The sequence below is a fragment of the Sorangium sp. So ce124 genome, from assembly GCF_051525235.1.
Taxonomy (GTDB): domain Bacteria; phylum Myxococcota_A; class Polyangia; order Polyangiales; family Polyangiaceae; genus Sorangium; species Sorangium atrum.
This window is the reverse complement of the sequence record NZ_CP150312.1, coordinates 13,230,562-13,252,835: the sequence shown is the minus strand read 5'-3', so window position 1 is coordinate 13,252,835 and position 22,274 is coordinate 13,230,562. Positions and strand designations below refer to the sequence as shown.

The 22,274-nt window shown below is 69.9% G+C and carries 15 protein-coding genes and 1 pseudogene; 7 read left to right on the top strand and 9 right to left on the bottom strand.

The window, feature by feature from the left end:
- Window positions 1-145 precede the first annotated feature (145 nt).
- On the top strand, window positions 146-892 hold the full coding sequence (locus WMF19_RS49640) for a hypothetical protein (protein WP_437896763.1): 747 nt from the start codon (window positions 146-148) through the stop codon (window positions 890-892).
- 92 nt (window positions 893-984) lie between these two features.
- Window positions 985-2,349 (top strand): sigma 54-interacting transcriptional regulator, encoded by a 1,365-nt coding sequence (locus WMF19_RS49635; protein WP_437896762.1) that lies wholly within the window; start codon window positions 985-987, stop codon window positions 2,347-2,349.
- Window positions 2,350-2,564: 215 nt separating this feature from the next.
- On the opposite strand, the gene WMF19_RS49630 is transcribed toward WMF19_RS49635, so the two are convergent.
- The 3 genes from WMF19_RS49630 to WMF19_RS49620 form a co-directional block, all read right to left on the bottom strand.
- On the bottom strand, window positions 2,565-4,031 hold the full coding sequence (locus tag WMF19_RS49630) for a hypothetical protein (protein ID WP_437896761.1): 1,467 nt from the start codon (window positions 4,029-4,031) through the stop codon (window positions 2,565-2,567).
- A 474-nt stretch (window positions 4,032-4,505) separates the two neighbouring features.
- The gene (locus WMF19_RS49625) at window positions 4,506-5,228 is read right to left on the bottom strand and encodes a cyclase family protein (protein ID WP_437896760.1); all 723 of its coding nucleotides are present in this window, start codon (window positions 5,226-5,228) and stop codon (window positions 4,506-4,508) included.
- A gap of 154 nt (window positions 5,229-5,382) precedes the next feature.
- The gene (locus tag WMF19_RS49620; RefSeq protein WP_437901764.1) at window positions 5,383-6,777 is read right to left on the bottom strand and encodes a pyridoxal-phosphate dependent enzyme; all 1,395 of its coding nucleotides are present in this window, start codon (window positions 6,775-6,777) and stop codon (window positions 5,383-5,385) included.
- A gap of 294 nt (window positions 6,778-7,071) precedes the next feature.
- Here WMF19_RS49620 and WMF19_RS49615 point away from each other — a divergent pair.
- The 3 genes and pseudogenes from WMF19_RS49615 to WMF19_RS49605 all read left to right on the top strand — a co-directional run.
- A pseudogene (locus WMF19_RS49615) lies at window positions 7,072-7,527 on the top strand (hypothetical protein); the annotation flags it as partial.
- A gap of 424 nt (window positions 7,528-7,951) precedes the next feature.
- Window positions 7,952-8,440, top strand: coding sequence for a hypothetical protein (locus WMF19_RS49610; protein ID WP_437896759.1), 489 nt, complete (start codon window positions 7,952-7,954; stop codon window positions 8,438-8,440).
- Window positions 8,441-8,509: 69 nt separating this feature from the next.
- On the top strand, window positions 8,510-10,744 hold the full coding sequence (locus WMF19_RS49605) for a hypothetical protein (protein ID WP_437896758.1): 2,235 nt from the start codon (window positions 8,510-8,512) through the stop codon (window positions 10,742-10,744).
- A 269-nt stretch (window positions 10,745-11,013) separates the two neighbouring features.
- Here WMF19_RS49605 and WMF19_RS49600 read toward each other — a convergent pair whose 3' ends face one another.
- Window positions 11,014-12,744: a helix-hairpin-helix domain-containing protein gene (locus tag WMF19_RS49600; protein WP_437896757.1), complete on the bottom strand. Its 1,731-nt coding sequence runs from the start codon at window positions 12,742-12,744 to the stop codon at window positions 11,014-11,016.
- A 219-nt stretch (window positions 12,745-12,963) separates the two neighbouring features.
- Between WMF19_RS49600 and WMF19_RS49595 the strand changes: the two genes are divergently transcribed.
- On the top strand, window positions 12,964-16,188 hold the full coding sequence (locus WMF19_RS49595; protein ID WP_437896756.1) for an esterase-like activity of phytase family protein: 3,225 nt from the start codon (window positions 12,964-12,966) through the stop codon (window positions 16,186-16,188).
- Window positions 16,189-16,392: 204 nt separating this feature from the next.
- On the opposite strand, the gene WMF19_RS49590 is transcribed toward WMF19_RS49595, so the two are convergent.
- Window positions 16,393-17,097, bottom strand: coding sequence for a helix-turn-helix domain-containing protein (locus WMF19_RS49590; RefSeq protein WP_437896755.1), 705 nt, complete (start codon window positions 17,095-17,097; stop codon window positions 16,393-16,395).
- Window positions 17,098-17,418: 321 nt separating this feature from the next.
- Between WMF19_RS49590 and WMF19_RS49585 the strand changes: the two genes are divergently transcribed.
- The gene (locus WMF19_RS49585) at window positions 17,419-18,291 is read left to right on the top strand and encodes an NAD(P)-dependent oxidoreductase (protein WP_437896754.1); all 873 of its coding nucleotides are present in this window, start codon (window positions 17,419-17,421) and stop codon (window positions 18,289-18,291) included.
- 37 nt (window positions 18,292-18,328) lie between these two features.
- Here WMF19_RS49585 and WMF19_RS49580 read toward each other — a convergent pair whose 3' ends face one another.
- From WMF19_RS49580 to WMF19_RS49565, 4 genes are all read right to left on the bottom strand, one after another.
- A complete protein-coding gene (locus WMF19_RS49580) occupies window positions 18,329-19,417 on the bottom strand; it encodes a formylglycine-generating enzyme family protein (protein ID WP_437896753.1) in 1,089 nt (362 codons plus the stop codon).
- Between the two features lie 116 nt (window positions 19,418-19,533).
- Window positions 19,534-20,115: a metallophosphoesterase family protein gene (locus WMF19_RS49575; RefSeq protein ID WP_272096473.1), complete on the bottom strand. Its 582-nt coding sequence runs from the start codon at window positions 20,113-20,115 to the stop codon at window positions 19,534-19,536.
- A 68-nt stretch (window positions 20,116-20,183) separates the two neighbouring features.
- Window positions 20,184-21,389, bottom strand: coding sequence for an FAD-dependent monooxygenase (locus tag WMF19_RS49570; RefSeq protein ID WP_437896752.1), 1,206 nt, complete (start codon window positions 21,387-21,389; stop codon window positions 20,184-20,186).
- A 137-nt stretch (window positions 21,390-21,526) separates the two neighbouring features.
- Complete coding sequence (locus tag WMF19_RS49565; protein WP_437896751.1) at window positions 21,527-22,270, bottom strand: pentapeptide repeat-containing protein; 744 nt, start codon at window positions 22,268-22,270, stop codon at window positions 21,527-21,529.
- Between the last annotated feature and the right edge of the window lie 4 nt (window positions 22,271-22,274).

Sequence of the window (22,274 nt, the reverse complement as noted above, 5' to 3'; positions counted from 1 at the left end):
ACCTTGCACAGCTTGCTCGCCGAGCACATGCGTTCGGCGCCGCGCGCGCCCCGGGGGGATCATGTCCATTTCACGACCGTTCAGCGCTGTCATAACGGGGTTTTCTCTCTTCATCGCCGGATGTGGTGCGGAGCGGCACAGCGGCATGAGCTCGCGCACCGAGGAGCAGGACGCGATCATCGTCATGAACGGAGACGATCCTGCGTTCTTCTGGCGATCCGCGACGCAGCAAGCCTTGCGCGCCCTGGCTGAGGTCCCGCTCGAGGGAGCGAGCGGCGAGCTCACCGACACCCCGCTGCTCGCGAGCGCAGAGGGGCGGCGGCTCCTCTCCTACGCGATCCTCTGCGCGCTCCCTGGAGGCGAGGCGCTGCGCGGTGAGGCCGCGGGGGTCTCCTTCGAGGGCACGGTCGGCCTCGCGCCACGGTGGATATCGTCGCCTCTGGAGGACGTCGAGACACAGCGGTGGATGACGGCGTGCCTGCTTCAGACGCTCAACGGTCTCAGCATGGAAGTGGAGGTCCGGATGACGGGGAGCCACCAGGCGCTCGCCGGACGCGCGGGGGCCGCGCCGTCCGAGTTCACCACCCCGGATGCCACGATGTTTGGCAACCTCTTCCATCCGGACAGCCCGGCTGCGTTCGCCTGCATCGACAACACGGATGTGGCGGCGTGCGGCGTCGACTGGAGCGGACATTCGGTCCAGCGGATCTGCGGCATCTCGCCCACGTGCGGCGTCACCCTCCTTGGCCCGTGCTCCCTCGCCTGCGCTCGCGACGCGGACGGCCACTCCACGTGTGACACGCCGGGAGGCGGCCGCTACGTGGAGACCATCACCACGAGCCTGCATAGTAGCATCTCTCTCGACTCGTTCGCGCCCTGCAGCAGCCTCTGACGCACCGGGCAGGCGCGGCGCTTGCCTGCCTCGGCGTACGACGACGCGCTTCGGGAGCGCGGGTCGGTCGCTCGTGTGGTAGCTTGAGGTCGATGGCCTCGGAGCGACCCCCCTGCCAGGATGTCGGCGCGACAGCGGTGCTGGAGGCGCGCCCCCGCGAGGTGGCGTTCAGCCGGTTCCGCGTCCAGGTGCAGCTCGGCCCTGATCAGGGCGCCTCGCAGGTGGCAGATGCGCCGGAGCTCGTGATCGGCTCCGCCCGCGGCAACCAGCTTGTCCTGACCGACCAGGCCGTATCGCGGCACCACTGCGTCATCACCGTCACGCCACAGGGGTTTCTGCTCCGGGACCTCGGCAGCACCAATGGCACGAGGGTCTCGGGGATCCGCGTCGAAGCCGCGTACCTCGATCCGGGGGCGCTGATTGGCGTGGGCCAGTCCACGCTCCGCTTCGACGTCCTTCCGGACGAGATCCGCGAGCCGCTCGGCGATGAGGACCTCTCCGGGCGCGTCCTCGGGCAGAGCACCGCGATGCGGCGTATCTTTGCGATGCTGCCGCGGGTCGCGGCGTCCGACTCGACGGTGCTCCTCGAAGGGGAGACCGGCACCGGCAAGGGGCTCCTCGCCGAGCTCATCCACCAGCAGAGCCGCCGCGCCTCGGGGCCATTCGTCGTGATCGACTGCGGCGCCATCCCACCCACGCTCATCGAGTCCGAGCTGTTCGGGCACGCCAAGGGGGCCTTCACGGGCGCGCAGCAGGCTCGGGCGGGCGCCTTCGAGGCGGCGCGCGGGGGGACGGTGCTGCTCGACGAGCTCGGCGAGCTCCGGCTCGACCTGCAGCCCAAGCTGCTTCGCGCCCTGGAGGAGCGGACGATACGGCGCGTCGGCAGCCTAGACCCGATCCGCCTGGACGTGCGGGTGATCGCCGCCACGAACCGCGATCTGCGCCAGGAAGTGAACCGGGGTAACTTCCGCTCCGATCTCTTCTATCGGCTGAACGTGGTCCGGATACGCGTCCCGTCGCTGCGGGAGCGCCGCGAGGACATCCCGCTGCTCGTCGCGCACTTCTACCGGCAGTTCGCCGACGGCGCCAAACCGCCCCTGGGGCTCGTGGAGGCGATGGCGCGCCACGACTGGCCGGGCAACGTCCGCGAGCTGCGCGGCGCGGTCGAGCGGGCCGTGCTGCTAGCGGATCCGGTCCTCTGGCGGGAGGGTGCGGCGACCGAGGGCGAGGCCGCGCAGGGGGAAGCTCGCGAGAACGTGTTCAGGGAGGACGACCTGTCGCTGTCGTTTCGTGAGGCGAAAGAGCGAGTCATCACGCTCTGGGAACGCGCTTATGTCCATGCGTTGATCCGCACCAACGGTAGCAATGTCTCGCGCGCGGCGCGGGCGGCGCGGATGGATCGCAATTACCTGCGGGAACTGCTTCGCCGGCATGGCGTCCTGGCGACCGACGTCTGAGCGTCCGTGGACCATCCCTGGCACCGACGTGCCGGGCGGCCCCTGAAGTATCCCCTCGAATTTTCCGCCGAAAATGCCAACAAAATGAGGGAATTGTCAGGGGTGGCCCGGCAAGCGATCATGACACCGCATCCGACCAGGCGGAGGGCGGGGCAGGAGTCCCCCCGTTCGCCCTCCCCATGTTTACGGTCGAACCCGGCCGCGGCGACCTCGGATCACATCGGCGTGCGGAACATGATCTGTGCGGAGCAGAGGACCTGGGTCACCGCCTCCGCCTGCGCGTCGCTGGCGGCCGCCGCGGTGAGCGTCGGCGCGAGCGCCTCGATCCCCGCCGCGAACTTCGTGTAGGCCTCGACGATGCCGTCCAGCTTGGCGTCGAGGCTGGCTGACGCGCTCGCGCCGGCGTGCGCCTCGGCGTCGAGGTAGGCCGAGAGCGCGGCCTTCAGGTCGGCGTCGAGCTGCGCGTTGAGGTCGACCGTGGCATCGAGGACGGCCCGCAGCGCCGCCTTGGCGTCGACGGTGGTGCCCACCAGGAGGCCGAGCGCACCGTCGGCCTCAGGCTGCGCCTCGCCAGAGAGGCTCGTGACGAAGTCGGTGCGCGCCGTCATGATCGCGTCCATGCTGGCTGCTGCGGCCACGTCCACCTGCAGCTTGGCGCCTGCGTCCGCGATCGCGTCGACGGTGGCCTGCGCGGCGCCGCTCAGCTTGACGATCTCCGTGGTCGCCTGCGCGGTCGCGCGCGCCTCCAGCTGTGCGGCGGCGTGGGCGCAGGCGAAGAGGACCACCTCCACGTCCGCAGACGCGTCGAGCGCAGCGCTGAGCTCGGCGCGGAAGGTCATGCTGGCCGCGGCCTGCGCCTGGGCGCGCACATCGGCGGCGGCTCCTGCGGCGTCCAGTGCGGCGTCGACCTCCGCGAGGAACTGAGCGGTCGCCTCACCGGCGGGGACCTCGCTATCCAGCGCCGCGTTCAGGGTCTGGGCGGCCTCCAGCTCCGCGCTGGCGAGCGCGTCGGCGTCGATGTTCACGCCCGCGGCTGCGAGCGCGCGCAGCTCCGCGTGGTGCGCTCCCAGGGTCGCCCCGGCGATCGCCTTCACGACCGCCTTGGTCTCAGCGCCGGCCGACGCCGCGGCCGCGACCGCGGCGGCGAGCTCCGCGTCGACGAGCGCGCGCACGTCCGTCGCCACGGTGGCGTCCACCGCGACGCTGGCGGCGAGATCGATGAGCACGAGCGCCTCGACCGAGCTCTCGGTCGAGATCGGCGCCGCGACGGCGATCTCGCCCGCGGCGCTCCCTGCCGCATCGAGGAACGCGGAGCCGATCACCTGGCCCGAGCCGTCGAGGGCCTGCACGATGAGCGGCTTTGCGTCGACCGGGACCTCCGCGGAGAAGGCCCCCTCCGCGTCGATCGTGGTCTCTGCCAGCGACTCGAGTGCTCCGCTCTCGAGCAGATGAGAGACGCGGACCGTCTTCGTGCTCGCGACGGTGCTCTCGCCGGCGAGGCTGTGGTCGTGAGACCCAGAGCCCTCGTCGGTCACGTGCCCGTTGACGATCGCGAGCGCGCCGTCTCCGGTCTGCGGATCGCCGTCCGAGGACGAGCCACCGGAACCGGAAGAACATCCCAAGGTCATCGAGACGCCAATCACCAAGGCCAACACGCTGCACTTCGAAGAGATCGTTTTCATGCTCACTCCTGTGTTTGCGGTGTACGCTCCGCGCCGTCGGGCATGTCGTTCCGAGGAGCCGACGACCCTCCCTGCGACGCGATCACGACGTGATCACGAGGCGATTTGCGGAGGTGCTCGCCGGCCGGTGCCGACAGGAATCAGGTTTCGCGCTGCGCGCCTGTTGTCCTGACCTACAAGCAGGCTGCGTGCCGTCGGCGCTGCGCGCCTGGCCGGCGGGGAAGGCACCGCAGGCCCGCGCGTCTTCGGCATGGAATCAACGGATCTGAAGGTGCGAATCGACCGGGTGTGGCGAGCGCGAAGGGGTGTAGGTTGCTGGGGACAGCCAGCAGCGCTGCAGGCTGTCGCAAGCAGCGGCCGTCAACTTCCGTTCCGGATTCGACGTCCATGTAAGTGCGTTGATGTCGAGCTGCGCATACTCGGATGAACTCGGCCACGTCCTCCGCGCCGACGCGACGCGGTGCTGGTGCCGCGCTATCTCGCCGGCTCGCCGGAGGCCGGCACCAGCGCCAGCACCCTGGCGGGCGCGCCGCTGCCGCGCGCGAGCGGCAGCGGCGCGACCACCACGACGGCCCCGGCCTCCGGGAGCTGCTCCAGATTGGCCAGGTTCTCGATGTGATAGCCGCCCGCGCCAAGGAATGCCCTGTGCTGTTCGAATGTCTCGCTCTGCCCGGGGTCGGTCGACAGCGTATCGATACCGATGCAGCGCACGCCGCGCTCGCGCAGGTAGCGGCTCGCCTCCACGGACACCCCGGGAAAGCGCATGACGCCCTGGGCGTCCTGGTTCCTGTACTTCACCGGATCGGACCAGCGAGCCCCCCAGCCCGTCCGGATCAGCACGATATGCCTCGCGCCGAGCGCGCCGTGCCGCGCCTCCCAGCTCCGGAGATCATCCACCGTGACCCGGTGGTCCGGGCTCGCCGCAACAGCCGCCGTCACGTCCACGACCGCCGCCGCCCCCACGAGCTGCTCCGGGGCGATCTGCTCGACGGTCGCTGCCCCGGCCGTGAAGTGCGCCGGCGCGTCCACGTGCGTGCCCGCGTGCTCGGCCATCGAGAACCGATTGGAGCAATACGCGTCCTCCTCGATGGTGCTGAGCGTCTCCGACGCATAGGGCGTGTCGCCGGGAAACAGCGGCATCTCCGGGGTGATCGGGTGCGTCAGATCGACCACCCGCGCCGTGGCGAGGTCGATCACGAAAGCTCCGCGCGCCTCCTGCATGGCGCGCAGCTCACCACGAGCCCGCTGCCCGCACAAGGCGCGCCGACGGGCGCTCGCGGCGCAGCGCGCCCGCCCGACGCGACGACCGAGGCGGGGTTCGCCTGCGCGCGGGCCGGCGCCCGCGCGCGGCTCACACCTCGTGCAGCTTCACCCGGCGTCGCAGGTAGTTGATCAGGTCGATGCGGGTGACCAGCCCGACGAACTCGTCACCATCGGTCACGATCGGCACGAGCCCCGCGTCGAACATCGGGAGGAGATCCCGGATCGGCGTCCTCACGTCGACCGTCCGGAGCCGCGTCGTCATCGCAGACTCGACCGACTGGCGGAAGCGCGTCACGTCGTCGACGGCCGCGAGGAGGAGGTCGGACTCGTCGAGGATGCCGATGATCTTGCCGTCCTCCAGGACGGGCAGCTGCGACACGTCGTAGAGCTTCATCCTCGCATAGGCCACGAGGAGCGCGTCCGATCGCTGCACCGTGACCACCGCCCTGTCGGCGTGGCGGCGGGTGATCACGTCGCGCAGATCCCCTGTGGGCGCCCGATCGGTGAAGCCCTGATCGGCCATCCAAAAATCGTTGTACATCTTCGACAGGTACTTGTTGCCGCTGTCGCAGACGAGGGTGCAGACGCGCCTCGGCGACGACTGCTCGCGGCAATAGCGCAGGGCCGCCGCGAGCAGCGTCCCGGACGACGAGCCGGCGAGGATGCCCGTCCTGGAGAGCAGCAGCCGCGCCGTCTCCAGGCTCTCCCTGTCGGAGATCGTGTAAGCGTGCTTGACATGGGTGAGGTCGAGGATCGGGGGGAGGAAGTCCTCCCCGATGCCCTCCACGAGCCACGAGCCCGCCTTGCCGAGCTTGCCGGTCTTGACGTAGCCCGCCAGCACCGAGCCCTCCGGATCGGCGAGCACCATCTCACAGCGCGGCTGCGCCCTGGCGAAGTAGCGCGAGAGCCCGGTCATGGTGCCGCCGGAGCCGACGCCGCACACCATCGCGTCGATCCTTCGATCGAGCTGCGCGTCGATCTCGGGGCCGGTCCCTGTCTCGTGGGCGAGCGCGTTCGCCGGGTTCTCGAACTGGTTCACGTAGAACGCGCCCTCCTCGCGCGCGATGCGGGCCGCCAGGTCCTGGTAATAGCTCGGGTGGCCCTTCTCGACGTCGGAGCGCGTCATCACCACCTGCGCGCCGAGCGCCTTCAGGTGGAACACCTTCTCCTGGCTCATCTTGTCCGGGATCACGAGCGTGAGCCGGTAGCCCTTCTGCGCCGCGACGAGCGCCAGGCCGAGCCCTGTGTTGCCCGCCGTCGCCTCGACCACGTGGCGCCGCTCGCCCCCGAGCTGGCCGGCGCGCTCGGCCGCCTCGATCATCGACAGGCCGATGCGATCCTTGATGCTGCCGCCCGGGTTCTGGCTCTCCATCTTGAGGAAGAGCTCGCACGGGCCGGCGTCGAGCTGAGTCACCTGGATCATCGGGGTGTGCCCGATGAGAGCGACGATGTTCTCTGCAGGCGCAGGGGTCGGCATGTGCATTGGCATGACAGCTCAACGGTCACACGACGCGCACCGTCTGTCGAGGTGTTCGGCCGGGCATGACGCGCGCGTCAACACGGGCAGACGCGCGTCGACGAGGGCTGCCTTGGAAAATGGATAAAGGTCCGCTAGGATGGACTGCTCCTCGCGGAGCGCGCGAGGGGGCGCGTCAGATAAAGTAAAGAGAGTTTCTCATGCCTCGACCGCTCACAGGGGCCGTGGCGCTCGTCACGGGGGGCCCGCCGCGGCGTCGGCAAGGGAGTCGCGCTCGGGCTCGGCGAGGCCGGGGCCACGGTCTACGTGACCGGGCGGACGGTCGCGGAGGGCGAAGCGGCCATCCCGCTGCCCGGCACGGCCGACGAGGTGACGCGGCTCGGCGGGCGCGGGATCGCCGTCCGCTGCGACCACCGGGACGACGATCAGACCCGGGCCGTCATCGAGCGGATCCGCGCTGAGCAGCACGGGCGGCTCGACGTGCTCGTCAACAACGTCTGGGGTGGCTACGAGCGGCGCTCAGCCGAGGTCGATCCGGGAGGTCGACGCCGGCGGCGGCGCCGCACCCTAGAACCGCGGAACCGCGGATCAGAGTCCTGCGAGAGAAGTCGGTCGGTAACGAGCCGTCGCCGGAAGGCGGTGTGGCGAAGACCGCCGGGATGCTGGCGCAGGTGCTCCAGGTGCAGTAGCTCCAGCGTCGCGTGCGGGATGCACCAGCGCGATCACGAGCGGCGAGCCGCGCGATCAGGACCGTGATCCCGATGATCACGAGGGTGATCCTGGTGATCACGATGCGGTGATCTCGGTGGTCACGATGGCGCGAACTCCGCACCCCACCTCGCGGCGGGCGACGGTGACCCGGCGGATGCGAGCGAGCCCACGCGGCGTTCAGAACGGTGCGGCGAGCCGCACGCCAAGGAATTGGCAGTTTCGCCCGGCAAGTTGCGCCCACCGCTCCGGACATCCAAGGAGGCCCTCGCGCTCACGTGTTCAATCACCTTGAAATGGACGGAAATGAGCCATCTACACTCTCGCTTGACCACCTGCCAAAACAGGTAAAATACAATGACGAGAGACAATGAAAATCGTGATGTCGGGACGAAATTTGGTATTCACTGGACTCGCTTGGACGCTCTGGGCGGCGGGGCCCGGCTGCAATAGACCTGAGCGGACAGAGCCCATGTCCGATTCGCTCATTTCAAGCCCGTTGCCGCCAAAGCGCCTGCAAAACAAAGAACTGGGATATTCATTGCTCTACCCCGCGGACTGGCAGGTCCGGGGTCAGGTCGTGGCGACCGAGTTCGCAAGCGGCGCTCGCTGCGAATCGGTTGAAATCATCGATTCTCCGGTCCTGCCCGAGCCGGGCTCGACCGCCCTCGTGCTGCGCTCGTTCGTGCAGATCTGCAGCAAACGGCTCACGGATACGGCATCGCTCGACGAGTTCATGGGTGAGAGCTACGGCGGGGGGTTCCGCGCCCGGTTTCACCCGGTCGAAATCGGTGGGATCGCCGCTTACGAGATGGTCAGCGGCGGCGCGAACACACTCATCTTTCTACAGACGAACAAACACCGTTTCCAGATCGTCGCGGCGGTCGTGGCCAGAGCCGGCGAGGAGGCCAAACGCGCCGCTCAGGTTCAGCAAACCCTGAGGAGCCTTTCTTTCACATAGCTGCCTTGCCTGCTCGTGAAATATGCCTTGGCCCGCGCCATCGGCGCGGATCTGCAAGGGGGGGGGACCATGAAGAAATATGTTCTCGTGCGTGCGACTTCAATCCTTGGTTCGGCGGCGACAGTGGCGCTCGGCGCGGCTTCCTGCGGTTCTTCTGAAGATCTGGCCGAGGCGGTCTCTTCGGTCGAGCTCGATCAATCGAACAGCCCCTTCACCCAGCCCTCGCCCGCCGGCGAGATGTACCTCGACTCCAGGAGCGCATCGCTCCCGGCACCGCTGCCTCGCGCGACGTCACACGCGGAGGTCGCCTCGGAGCCACCACAGCTGATCTCCGGGGCGCCGGGCACGGACGTCCTCGTGAATGACCCAACCGATGACACACCGGAAAACACGACGCAGAGCGAGACTTCAATGGCCGTGCGAGGCAATACGATATGCGCCGGCTATAACAACTCCGGACCAGGCGGCTTCTCGGGCCTGTCCCGCTCCACGAATCTCGGGACTACCTGGACAGACCTGAACGGCATCGGCCAGAGCGGTGATCCAGTGCTGGCGGTGGATCAGGGCACGGGCACATTTTACTATGGAGAGATCGCGACGATCGGTGGAGATCCCGCCATCGGCGTGGCGCGTTCGACCGACGATTGCCAGACGTTCGGCGCCGCCGTGGACGCCAGCCCCGTGTCTTCGGGTCTCGCCGGTACCATTCTGAACGACAAGCCGTGGGTCGCGGTGGACAACACCGGCGGAGCGAATGACGGCAATGTCTACGTCTGCTGGACCCGCTTCTTCGACACGAACGGCGATGGCAACGCAGACAGCAGCGAGCTGCGCTTCTCGCGTTCGCTGGACGGCGGCCTCACCTACCAGGGTGAACAGATCCTCCAGCCGAACGGGACGGCGCCCTTCGGGTGCAGCGTGGGCGTCGGTCCCAACGGCGAAGTGCACGTGGCGTGGGCGGATCGCGCAGGAGCGACGGCCAACGACATTCGCTTCCGCAGCTCGGTGGATGCAGGCTTGACCTTCTCGACCACGATCTCGGTCTCGACGGGCAACCGGCATCCGGGCACGGACAACATCGTCAACTGCGGCGGCGGCGACATGCGGCCGGCGCTGAACGGCGACATCCGGATGCTCCACCAGGCCTGGATGGCGGTGGACACGACAGGTGGCGCCTTCGATGGCAATATCTACGTCACCTGGGCCAGCGACCCGGCCGGCGGGGTCGACCAGAGCGACGTCTTCCTCAGCCGTTCGACGAATGGGGGCGCTACGTGGAGCGCCCCGCTCCAGCTCGGCGCGGGCGGCGGAGCGACGGACCAGTTCGAGCCATTCGTCGCGGTGGGCGGGGCGGGCGCCGTCGGCGTGGCCTGGTACGACCGCCGCAACGACGCGGCGAACAACCTGAACATCGATGTCTTCCGCGCTTTCTCCACGGACGGCGCTGCTAATTTCGGGGCGCTCGCCCGGGTCACAGACGTAAGCTTCCCTGTTCCGCCCATCAACCCGAACTTCGACCCCGGTGTCGTCAATTGCTATATGGGCGAGTACATCTCCGTCGCCGCAGACGCGAACAATTTTTATTACATGTGGGGTGATAACCGCAATACCCTGGTCACGCCCGCGTTTCCCGGCGGTCGCCCCGACCCCGACGTCTTCTTCGACGCCGAGCTCGCGCCCAACTTCGCCCCCACGGCCGACATCTGCGCGGACGTCTTCGCCGAGTGCAAGGCGCAGAACAGCCCTGTCCAGCTCGACGGTACGTGCTCGTCCGATCCCGAAGGACAGGCGCTGACGTTCCTGTGGTCTTCGCCGACCTGCACCTTCGTGGACCCGACCGTGGAAAGGCCGACGGCTCTCTGCCCCGTCGGCGTCAATACCGTCACCTTGGTCGTGACGGACTCGCGCGGAGCGTCGTCGGCGCCCGACACCGCCACGGTGACCATCGTCGACACCACTCCGCCGGTCGTCGACGTGACGCTGAGCCCCGATGTCCTGCGGCCGCCGAACCACAAGCTCAGGACAATCCATGCCACGGTCGCAGTCACGGACGCGTGTGACCCGAACGCGAGCTTCGTTCTGACGTCCATCACCAGCGATGAACCGGACGAGGGGCTCGGCGACGGTAACTTCCCGAATGACATCCAGGGCGCGCTGTTCGGCACGCCGGACACGCAGTTCCTGCTCCGATCCGAGCGCTCCGGCCGCGGTGACGGCCGAATCTATACGGTCGTCTACACCGCCTCCGACGCCTCGGGCAACGACGCCACCGATTCGGCCTTCGTCACGGTTCCCCACAACTAACTCTATTGGGGGAAGTTGCCCCGGATCAGCAGAGAAACCGCCAAGCCGCCAAGGACGCCAAGGGGAGAGGAGAAAGGGGGCCGTCCGGGCATCCCCCCTGTTCCCCGGTTTTCTTGGCGCCCTTGGCGGCTTGGCGGTTCGCTTCCCCGGCCGACCCCTGCTGGGGCGCAGCGCGACCAGCCCTCGACATCCGGCAACGACGGCGCGCCTATCGGCGCGTCGCGCCCGCGGCAGCGCCGCCGCTCGACGTGCTCCGCCGCATCGACGCGTCAGGCGGCGGGCCGCACCGCCTTCTGGAACGCCGCCAGGCCGCGCGCGTTCAGCACCTCGTCCCGGCGGAGGCCGCCTCGCCGCGCGGTCCCCACGCCGAACCGCAGGTTGTGGAGCGCGGTCGTCGAGTGTGCGTCCGTCGAGATCACGAAGCGGATACCGCGCTTGCGCGCCTCCTTGATCCACCGGGGCTCCATGTCGAGGCGGTACGGGTCCCCGTTCACCTCGACGGCGGCCCTCGACTCGGCCACGGCGTCGAGCACCTCCTCGACGCGGCACGCGAACGGCTCGCGCCGCTGGATGAGCCGGCCGAGCGCGTGCCCCCAGATCTTGAAGACCGGCAGCCGCATGGCGCTGACGAGCCTGCGCGTCATCTGGTCGGCGTCCATCTTCATGCGCGAGTGGATGCTCGCGATGATCACGTCGAGCTGCTCCAGGATGGCGTCCGGATAATCGAGCTCCCCCGATTCGAGGATATCCGACTCTGTGCCTCGGAGGAGCTTGACGCTCACGCGCTCCTGGACGCGGGCGATCTCGTCCCACTGCTTCTTCAGCCGGTCGAGGCCGACGCCGTTCGCGTAATGGGCGGCGGGCGAGTGATCGGTGATCGTGAGGTATTTCATCCCCATCGCCTCGGCCTCCAAGGCCATCTCCTCGACCGTGTTCTTGCCGTCCGAGTACACCGTATGGCAGTGCACCATCCCCTGGATATCGCCCTCCTCGACGAGCTCACCCTCGCGGCCCGCCCGCGCGGCGCGCTCCACGGCAGCGATGATGTCCTCCGCGCTCTCGCGGAGCTCGGGCGCGATGTACGGGACGCCGATGTGCTCGTAGAGATCCTCTTCCGTCTTCACGGAGAGGCGCTTCTTGCCCCGCGAGAGCCCTCTCTCGTCGAGCGTGAGCCCCAGCTCGCGCGCGAGCGAGCCGAGCGCCGAGAGGTAGTCGGGCGCCCCCGTCCGGTGGTGAAGCGCAGCGGCGTAGTCCCGGGGCGGCACGCAGAGGAGCTCGCCGCGCAGGCCTCCCGAGAGCCTTACCCTGCAACGCGCGTCGCCGCGCTCCTCGACCTCGGCGACCTGCGGGGACCGGACGAAACAATCGATCACCTGCGCGGCGTCGTCGGCCGCCGCCACGAGGTCGATGGCAGCCACCGTCTCTTCCCAGCGCCGGATCGAGCCCGCGAGATCGGCCCGCTCGGTCGCGTCGCAGCCGCGCACGTGGGCGAGGAGCGGCTCGGCCGCCTCGAGCGCGTCGACGAGGAGGACGCGCTCGTCGCGCGCCTCGTAGCGGGCGATGCCCTCGAGCAGGCTCGCCTCGGTCTTCGCCCCGAAGCCCTTCACCGCCCTGACCTTCCCGGCGAGACAGGCCCTCTTCAGCTCCTCCACGCTGCCGATGCCGAGCGCCTCGTGCAGCGCCTTCATCCGCTTGAGGCTCATGCCCGGCACCTTGGCGAGCTCCAGCACGCCGCCGGGCAGCTCGGCGCGGAGCTCCTCGAGCTGACCGGAGCGCCCCGTCTGGTAGAGCTCGGCAATCTGGGCTGCGAGCGCCGGGCCGATGCCCTTGATGCCGGTGAGCTTCTTGCCCCTGACGAGCGCGCCGAGGTCGTCCGTGAGCTGCTCCAGCGCCTCGGCCCCCGTCTCGTAAGCGCGCGCTCTGAACGGGTTCTCCCCCTTGATCTGGAGGAGCGTGCCCGTCTCGCGGAGAGCGCGGGCGATGTCGAGCTTGTCGAGCATGGATGACGGCAACTCTAGCACTCGCGGGCCGCCGGAGTTCGTGCCGCGAGGCCCCGTGAAGCGGGGCAGTTTGCCACAGCGTCACCGGCGGAGAGCCGGCGGTCGCGCCCGGCCGGGAGCATCGAAGTACACGTATTTGCAATGAAATATTCGAGCAGCTGTCGCGTCGCCGGCGATCGCCTCGGGCAGTGTGGGCGGCTTCAGCAAGGAGGACGTGACGTGAAGCTGCGCAGTCTCACCTGGATCGGCCTCGGCGCCGCGGCGCTGGCGCTTTCGGGGTGTTCCGACGATGGAGGCGAGGTACCGGACGGCGGCCAGAGGGACGGCGCCATCCTGGGCTTCAGCGACGAGCCGGCCGGCGACCGCTGCGAGAACGGCGGCACCCGGGTCGACTCCGGACGCGACCTCAACGACAACGGCCAGATCGATGAGGGAGAGGTCGAAGCGACCACCTACGTGTGCAACGGGCTCGACGGCAAGGCGGGAGCGGATGGCCCCCAGGGCGACCCTGGCGACGACGGCGCCAACGGCGCTGACGGCGCCAACGGCGCTGATGGCACCGACGGCACCGATGGCGCTGATGGCACCGACGGCGCTGATGGCGACGACGCCCAGCAGGTGCTCATCGACATCGTTCCCGAGCCGAGCGGACCGAACTGCGCGAACGGCGGGCAGAAGGTGACCAGCGGGCTCGACGCCGACGGCGATGGCGTGCTCGATGAAGGCGAGATCTCCGACACCGCCTATGTCTGCCACGGCGAGGACGGCGGGCGCGGCGTCGCGGGGTTCCAGCTCGTGGCCAAATACACGACCCCCGGCGGGCCGATCGCCGAGATCGTGGCCGCCTCTCCGGATGGCAACGTGCTGGCTTACACGAGCAGCGTCACGCACACCGTAGGGTTCGTGGACATCTCGGACCCGAGCCGCCCCGCGCTCCTCGGCACGGTCGACGTCGCCGGCGCGGTGAGCAACGGCAGCGGCGAGGCCACCGCCGTCGCGATCACGCCCGATGGGCGGTATGCGATCGCGGCGGTGAAGGACACGACGGATCCGATCCACAACGCCGATCCCGGCGCCCTGGTGTTCATCGATCTCGCGACCCGGACGATCGCCGGCTCGGTGGCGGTCGGCGTCGGCCCCGACAGCCTCAAGATCACGCCGGACGGCGCCCGGGTGGTGGTCGCCATCGAGGACGAGGAGAACGCCGACGACAACGCGGTCGCCCAGGCGCGCCCCGGCAGCGTCCAGATCGTCACCATCGATCAGGGCGCTCCCTCGGCGTCGACCGTGGCCACAATCGCGCTCACGCCGGGAGTCGGCAACATCCCGGGCGATCCGCAGCCGGAGTACGTCGACATCACCAGAGACGGCAGGACGGCGATCGTGTCGCTGCAGGAGAACAACCTCATCGCGGTCATCGACATCGCCTCTGCGGCGGTCACCCGTTATATCGAGGCCGGCACGTCCACCCACGCTCGCGCCGATCTCGCGTCGAACGGCGAGATCGAGCTCGCGAGCTCGGGCTTCACCGGGCTGCTCGAGCCAGACTCGGTGTGTCTGCTCGCGGATGGGCGGCACTTCGTGACGGCCAATGAGGGAGACACGCCGAACGAGGCGATAGCCGCCGGCCTCTGGTCGGGCGGCCGGGGATTCTCGGTCTTCGACCTCGACGGCGCCCGCGTCTACGACAGCGGCGACGCCGTCGAGCGGCTCGCGGCGCGCGCAGGCGCCTACCCGGAAGGGCGCTCCGGCGACCGGGGCATCGAGCTAGAGGGCTGCGCGACCGGGGTGTTCGGCGGCACCGACTACGCCTTCTTGCTGGGCGAGCGCAACGCGACGCTGCTCGTCGCCGACGTGAGCTCCCCCTCGGCGCCGGTGCTGAAGCAGCTGCTCGGCGCCCCGATGCGGCCCGAGGGCGCGGTCGCGATCCCATCGCGCAACCTCGTGGCGGTCAGCGGCGAGGGCGACGACGGCGTGGGCGGCGGCATCTGGCTGTATCGCTCGGTCACGGATCCGGCCGAGGTCGGTCACGGCCCCGACGTCTACGACGCGCGCTCGGGGGACCTGGGCTTCGGCGCGCTCGGCGCCCTCGCGTACGAGCCGGCCACGGGCTTCCTGCTCGCGACGCCCGACAACGCGTTTGCGCGCCAGCGCATCTGGTCGTTCTGGCCCGATCACGGCGAGCGGCGGATGCAGCTCGTGCGGGAGCTGATCCTGAAGGACAGCGCCGGCGCCGAGCTCGTGGGCTACGACCCCGAGGGCATCGCGGTGAACCCAGAGGGCGGCTATGTCCTCGCCAGCGAGGGGATCGCCGGCAACGGCGGCAGCGCGAGCTGCGTCGGCTCGGTGCTCAGCAACCGTATTCTGTTCTTCGACGAGCGCGGCCAGCTCGATCCCGGCTACGGCCAAGGAGGCATCGTGGATCTCCCGTGCGGCGGCGACGCGAACGCGATCGACTGGTCGAAGGTGCGCGCCAACGGCTACGAGGGCATCGCCGTGATCGACGGCGCGCCGTTTGCCTCGGGCGGCCTCAAGGTCTATGTGGCCATGCAGCGGGGGCTCACGACAGAGGGCCAGAACACCCGCATCGGCGAGTACGACGTCGATACAGGGGCGTGGAGCTGGTACTTCTACCCGCTCGACGCGAACCCCGGCGGATCCCGTGGCAACACGTTCCTGAGCGAGCTCATTCACGTGGGCGGCGACACGTTCGCGGTGGTCGAGCGCGACCAGGGCTGGGCAGGCGAGGCGGGGAACAAGACGATCCGCACCTTCGCGCTGTCGAGCGGCACACCGAACGACATCGCCGATCCGGTGGAGAAGACGCTCGCCTGCGATCTCCTGGAGCACCCGTTCCGCTTCGATCAGGAGAAGATCGAGGGGCTCGCGCTCGGCGCCGGCGGCCTGTGGGTCACGAACGACAACGACGGCGGCGAGGCGATGAGCTTCTTCGTCCGGCTCGACGCGTCGATGCTGGGTATCCAGGGCGGAGGCGGGGAACCGGAGGAGCCGGGCGATCCCGAGGAGCCGGGCGATCCCGAAGAGCCGGAGGAGCCAGGTGGAGATACCGTCGTCATCAACGAGGTGCGCTCGGCGGGAGAGGACTTCGTCGAGCTCTACAACCGCGGCGCCTCGGACGCCGACGTCAGCGGCTTTCGGCTCACGGACAACGATCCCTCGCACGAGCTCGTGCTCCCCGCGGGGACGATGGTGCCCGCGGGCGGATACGTGCTGATCCGCGGCGAGAACAGCGGTGAGCCCCTTCGGCTCACCTTCGGGCTCGGCTCGGCGGACTCGGCCATCCTGTACACGCCCGACGGCGTCGTGGTCGACCAGCACACCTGGACTGCCCACGTCGACACGGCGAGCCGCTGCCCTGACGGGACAGGCGCGTTCGTGGCGCCGGCGCCCGCGACCCCGGGTGCGGCGAACAGCTGCCCCTGAGGGCGGATCGCGGCGCGGCGCCCCGCCGGCGCTGCTCAGGGCTATCCCCGCATTTCCTTTCCCGTTTGTTTCGCTGGTTTCTTGGCGCTCTTGGCGTCATCGCGGTTCGCTCTCCGTCCCGACCTCTCGCAGTCGCGATAGGCATCGACCGGGAACGCCGAGATGGTCCGAAGCCGTGCTCCAAGGACGGGACGCGCGCCTACGTCAGCGCGCTCTGGCCGCCACCTTTGCCGGCGTCACGCCGAGGACGCGGCGCATGCACCTCGCCATGTGGCTCTGGTGCGCGAACCCCGCCTCGATCGCCACCTGGCTGGCGGGCAGGTCGCCGCGCAGGAGCAGCGCCTTCGCGCGCTCCACCCGGCGCTGGATCACGTACTCGTGCACCGGCACGCCGGTCGACCGCTTGAACAGCGTCTTGAGGTGGGACGCGCTGACCCCGGCGACGCCGGCCAGCCGATCGAGCGACAGGTCGTGATCGAGGTGCTCCTCGATGAACGCCGTCACGCGCCGAAGCTGCGGCGCAGACAGGCCTCGCCGCAGGCGGCCCGGCGCCTTGTAACGGCCGAGGAGGTGCGCGGCGAGCGCGACGCCGAGGCTCTCCCTGTAGAGAAGCCCGGTCGGATCGCCGGCCCTGCGCTCGGCGTCGAGCGCCCAGGCGATGTGCTCGATCTGCGGGTCCCTGATCTGGTGGCGCGGCTCCAGGCCGGCTTTGTCGGGATCGAGCCCCATGTCCGCCGCGACCCGGCGCAGCAGCGAAGGGGACAGCGCCAGGATGAGCGAGGTGCCCGCGTCGTCCTCCTGCCAGACGTCCGAGGCTCCGGCGGGGATCAGGTCCACGTCGCCGCGCGTGTAGACGAACCGATCGGCGCGGCAGGCCCCGCGCACCGGCGCGCCCGCATGGATCTTCACCCGATGATCCTGCGAGGCCTCGAGCGCTATCACGCCAGGCTGGGTCGAGTGAACGCCGACATGTACCCCGACGTACGGGCGCGGCGCGCCCGCGGACGGCTCCAGTCGGATGGGAGCTCGGGTCGGTCCGATGACCTGCATCCCCGCCAGTATCCACCGCGGCCGAGCGGCGCGCCACAGGGCGGCTCCGCGCTCGCCGCCGTCCGAACGTGCTCTCCGGGCGTCCGATCGTGCGCGACGGCCCGGGTCGCAGGCCCCTACCTTGGCGGCCACGAAGGCGCGCCCGTCATCGGCAGACGGGCCGCAAACGAAGGAGCTCACATGCGTGAAGTCACTGTCATCGGTCTGGGTCTCATGGGCACCGCGCTCGCTCGGGAATTGCTCCGCAGCGGCTCTCGCGTCACCGTCTGGAACCGCTCGATCGCGAAGGCCGCGCCGCTCGTCGCGGAGGGAGCGGTGCTGGCCCCGAGCGCGGCCGCAGCGGCGCAGGCGAGCGGGATCGTGATCACCTGCATCACCGACTACCGCGCGACGTACGGCGTGCTGGAGGGGCGCGACGTGATCTCCTCCCTCGCCGGCAAGGTGCTCGTCCAGCTCAGCACGGGCAGCCCCGAGGACGCGCGTACCCTCGAAGCGTGGGCGAAGCAACGCGGCATCGACTACCTCGACGGTGCCATCCTCGCCACCCCGAGCCAGATGGGGAAGCCGGAGAGCAGCATCCTCGTCTCGGGCTCGGGCTCGGCTTACGAGAAGAGCAAGCCGCTGCTCGAGAGCACGGCCGGGACCGTGAGCTACCTCGGGGAGAAGGTCGGCTGGGCGGCGGCCATGGACCTGGCGTTCCTATCGCACCTGTTCGCGGGGCTCCTCGGCTTCTACCACGGCGCCCGCATCTGCGAGGCCGAAGGGATCCGCGTGGCCGACTTCGGGGCCATGGCCGCCGTCGTCGCTCCGGCGATCGGTGGGATGGTCAAGCACGACGCGGACTCGATCCAGTCCGGAGCGTACGAGGCCTCGGAGGCCACGCTGGAGATCTGCGCGCAGGCCGTCGAACTCATCCAGCGGCACGCGCGGGAAGCGAGGATCAACGCCGAGCTCCCGGCCTTCGCCGCGGCGCTCTTCAGGAAGGGAGTTGCCGCGGGCCACGGGGCGGAGTCGCCAGCCGCGCTCATCAAGGTGCTTCGCGAGAGCGCTTGAAGGTGGCGATCCGCGCGCGCGGGCAGAGGAGGAGGGCTCACGGCCCTGACAGGTCGCGCGCGCACATCGCCGATACATAGTAGTGGCGGCCATCGGTCTCGTAGGGTGCGCGGTAGGTCGTCGTCTGCCTGTATCCGGCGGCGACGAAGCTCCCGCCGTGCGTGACGCGCAGGGCAGCGTGGTTGTCCAGGCGGGAGCAATCGGCGCACGGCACGAGCGGGCGGTCGTCGTCGGCGGCGTCGCGCGTGATCTTGTAGGCCTCGCCGGCGAGATCGAGCTGACCCCAGCGCCCCGCTCCCCTGGGAAAGGAGCCGACGGGCGCGAGATCGTCCGTGGTGCAGTGGATGAGGCTCCACGGGGGAAACGCGTCCTCGCAGGGCAGCGACGTCGAGCCTTCGCCCTGGCAGCAGTAGGCCGCGTCTTCGGAGGTGATGGGGGAAGCGCCCCACGGATACAGCCGTTGCTCGTCGCCGCCGGCGGCCGCGTAGTTCATCTCGGCCTGGGTCGGCAGGCGCCCGCCGTCCCACGCGCAGAACGCGAACAGCTCGAGCCACGTCGCGCACACGATGGGTTTGTCCTCGTTCGCGGCCGGAGCGTCGGTCCACGTCGGCCAGCCGTAAGGATCGCAGACGAGCGCCCGCTTCATCGCGGCCGTTGTCGCCGGGAGCATCGTGTTCCAGGCCGGGTCCCACCCGCTGTCCGGGATCTTCGGGTGCGCTCCTGCGCCGGCCGGCGGCGGGCTCTCCTGCGTCGGGCCGCCGGTCTCTTCCAGGTAGCGGCGAAACCGCCCGACGGTGACCATGTACTTGTCGAGGTGGAAGCTGCTCACGCTCGCCGGATAACGCGGGTCGTTGAGCCGGTTGAACGTCCCGCCGGGCACGAGCAGGCTGGCGCAGCAGTCGTCGTCATGGCCGAGGCCGCAGCGGTCGTCGGCGCCGGGCGTGCCGCCCGCGCAGCTCGGCGGAGGCGCCGACGCGCGGGCGCGCCCAGCCCCGGTCTGAACGGAAGCCCCCGCGTCCTGCCCCGCTGCGCCGCCGCTGTACGCGTGGCTGGATCCCAGGATCACCGCGAGGGTGCAGAGGCCGAGGAGGACCGAAGTCGGCTGTCGAGGTGGTCGTGTCGCCATTGGAGCGGTTAGGTGCGAGCGCCGCCGCTTCGGTTGTGCGACATGGCGTCGCGGCGCGGGTGGTTCCCTCTCCTCGCTCCGAGGATTGCAGAGCTCGGACAGCACGGAATTTCCGCTCACCCCCTGCCCACGGCCGGCGGCATCCAGGTCTCCCCCGTCTCGCAGTCCACGTGCCGGAGCGCCACGCGTTTGCGATCGATCTCGACCACGCCGAAGACGATCGGCAGCATGAATCGGCGCGGCCCGATGGATCCCGGGTTGAACGCCGTCAGGCCACGATCGCGGCCCATGAAGGGAACATGGGAGTGCCCGCACAGGACCAGCGACGCGCCCACCTCGGCTGCCAAGCGGATCACCTCGGCTCGGAGCTTGCCGCCGTAGAGGGCGATGTGGAGGAGCAGGGCGGTGAGCACCGTCTCGTCCCCGTCGCGGATGTCGAGCGCGATGGAGTCGGGGATGTCAGGCGCATGGACATCGATGTTGCCGCGCACCGCGGAGAGCGGCGCGATGCTCCGGAGCCCATCGAGGACCGTGAGCGCGCCGATGTCGCCGGCATGCACGATGTGATCGGGCGTGAGCGCGGCGATCCGCCGGGCGCTGTCGGCGTGCGGGTGGCTGTGGGTGTCGGCCACCGCGACGAGGCGCAGGGACCCATCGCGGAGCTGGATCGCCTCTCGGCGGTGCACGCGCTTGGCCATGCGCGGGTTTGTAGTCGTGAAGGCCGCGCCCGACCATCCCGTCGCGCAGCACCGGGGGAGCGCTCCCGTCAGCCCGCGTACTCCGGCAGGGAGATGGCCTGGGCCGCGTCGCGGATCGGCCGCAGCATCTGCCGGATGATGCTCTGCCGCCACGGCACGTGGGGCAGCGCGCGCATGAGCAGGATCTGCAGCCAGATCAAGGCCCGGTGGCCCTGCGTCATGTGCTTGGCGGCGCTGCGGCCGAGCTTCTGGTTCCGCTCCACGTAGCCGCGCATCTGCGCTTCGTAGCGGGCGAAAGCGACGCCGTGATCGCCGCCGCTCGCGGCCAGCTCGCCGGCGAGCACGTAGGCGCCGACCAGCGCCAGGCTCGTCCCCTGCCCCGAGGCCGGCGAGGGGCAGTAGCCGGCGTCGCCGAGGAGCACCACGCGCCCTGCCGACCAGCGGTCCATGTCGATCTGGATCATGCGATCGAAATAGAAGTCGGGCGCGTCGGCCATGGCCCCGAGCAGCCGGGGCACCTCCCAGCCCACCCCGGCGTAGACCTCGGAGAGGAGCTTCTGCTGCCGCGCGGGATCTCGGCCGCCGTGGCGCATCGGCGCCGCGACGAACGTGAAGAAGGCCTTCGCCTGCGCATCCCCGCGCGTGCTGTAGAGGCCCGCGATCTTTCCTGGGTTGTGGTGCATGAGCTCCCAGCGATCGAGGTCGAGGTGGTTGGGGACGCTGAAGATCGAGACGTAGGTGCCGAGATCGAGGGCGAAGCGGTCCTCGTCGCCGAAGGCGAGCGCGCGCACGTTGGAGTGCAGGCCGTCGGCGCCGACGACGAGATCGAAGGTGCGGGGCGCGCCGCTCTCGAAGGTGACCCGCGCGCCGCCGGCGTCCTGCGCGATGGATGTAACGGAGTCGCCGAAGACGTACTCGACGTCGCCCCGCGTGCTCTCGTAGAGGATGCGCCCGAGATCCCCGCGCATGATCTCCACGTCCTCGCCCGACCGGAAGCCGAATGTCTCGCCATCGATGGTGGCGAGGCGCCTGCCGGCGTCGTCGACGAGCGAGCCTCCCTGCATGTCGGTGCCGGCCCGGCGGATCTCGTCGGCGAGGCCCATGCGCTTGACCACGTCGACGGCCACGCCGCGGATGTCGATCTTGTAGCCGCCCGGGCGCGGCGCCGGCGCCCGCTCGATCACGGTCGGGTTGAAGCCGTAGCGGCGCAGCCAGTACGCGAGCGCGGGCCCGGCGATGCTCGCGCCCGAAATCAGGATGTCTCCGTTCTTCACGTGCTTGCTCCCTCGGGTTGTCGAAGGCCCAGATGGCGCAGCGGACGCTCGCCATCGAAGGCCGGGCACACGTCGGCGCCTCGGCGGCAGATCCGCCGCGCCGCCGTACGTGCCTGGTCGGATGATCTAGGGTTGGCTCAGCGGTAAGGGCCGGAGCTCTCGCGCGCGCGGAGGCGGCCGCTCATCCCCTCGATGTTGGCGCCGGCGAGCTTGGCGCCGTCCAGGCAGGCGCCCTCCACGTCGCACTTCTCGAGGTTGGCCTCGCTCAGGTCCGCGCTCGACAGATCGGCGTTGCGCAGGTCGACCTTGACGATGTCGGCGCCGGCGAGCACCGCCTCGATCAGGCGGGCGCTGCGGAGGTCGCTCTTCTCGATGTTCGCGCCCGTCAGATCGGCGCCCGACAGGTCGGCGCCGCAGAGATCGCTCTTCTCGATATTCGCCCACTGGAGGACGGCGCCGCGCGCGCACACGCGCATGAGCCTCGCGCGCTCGATGTTCGCCCGCACCGCGCGCGCGCCTTCCAGCGCCGCGCCTTCGAGATCGACGCGCTCGAGGTTGGCGCCGTCGAGGTTCGCACGCAGAAGCGAGGCGCCCGCGAGCGATGCGCTCTCGAAGTTGGTCCCGCGCGCCGAGGCGTCGTCGAGCTTCGCCCCCGCGAGGTCCGCGTCCTCGACGTTCGCGCCGTCGAGCCGGGCTCCGGTGAGATCCGCGCCGGCGAGGCGCGCGTCCTCGAGGTCGGCGCCCTGCAGGTCGGCGCCGGCGAGGCGGGCGCCCGCGAGGTCGACCCGCTCCTCGACGGCGCGCTCCACGGCGTCGCGCAGCTCGTGGACGTCGGCGCGGTAGAGCGTGGTCCCGTCGGCGCGGACAATCTGGATCGGCATCGAA

Coding starts and splice junctions, on each gene's coding strand:
- WMF19_RS49640 (WP_437896763.1), top strand. CDS start 146: ATGAGCTCGCGCACCGAGGAGCAGGACGCGATCATCGTCATGAACGGA.
- WMF19_RS49635 (WP_437896762.1), top strand. CDS start 985: ATGGCCTCGGAGCGACCCCCCTGCCAGGATGTCGGCGCGACAGCGGTG.
- WMF19_RS49630 (WP_437896761.1), bottom strand. CDS start 4,031: ATGAAAACGATCTCTTCGAAGTGCAGCGTGTTGGCCTTGGTGATTGGC.
- WMF19_RS49620 (WP_437901764.1), bottom strand. CDS start 6,777: ATGCACATGCCGACCCCTGCGCCTGCAGAGAACATCGTCGCTCTCATC.
- WMF19_RS49610 (WP_437896759.1), top strand. CDS start 7,952: ATGTCCGATTCGCTCATTTCAAGCCCGTTGCCGCCAAAGCGCCTGCAA.
- WMF19_RS49605 (WP_437896758.1), top strand. CDS start 8,510: ATGAAGAAATATGTTCTCGTGCGTGCGACTTCAATCCTTGGTTCGGCG.
- WMF19_RS49600 (WP_437896757.1), bottom strand. CDS start 12,744: ATGCTCGACAAGCTCGACATCGCCCGCGCTCTCCGCGAGACGGGCACG.
- WMF19_RS49585 (WP_437896754.1), top strand. CDS start 17,419: ATGCGTGAAGTCACTGTCATCGGTCTGGGTCTCATGGGCACCGCGCTC.
- WMF19_RS49580 (WP_437896753.1), bottom strand. CDS start 19,417: ATGGCGACACGACCACCTCGACAGCCGACTTCGGTCCTCCTCGGCCTC.
- WMF19_RS49575 (WP_272096473.1), bottom strand. CDS start 20,115: ATGGCCAAGCGCGTGCACCGCCGAGAGGCGATCCAGCTCCGCGATGGG.
- WMF19_RS49565 (WP_437896751.1), bottom strand. CDS start 22,270: ATGCCGATCCAGATTGTCCGCGCCGACGGGACCACGCTCTACCGCGCC.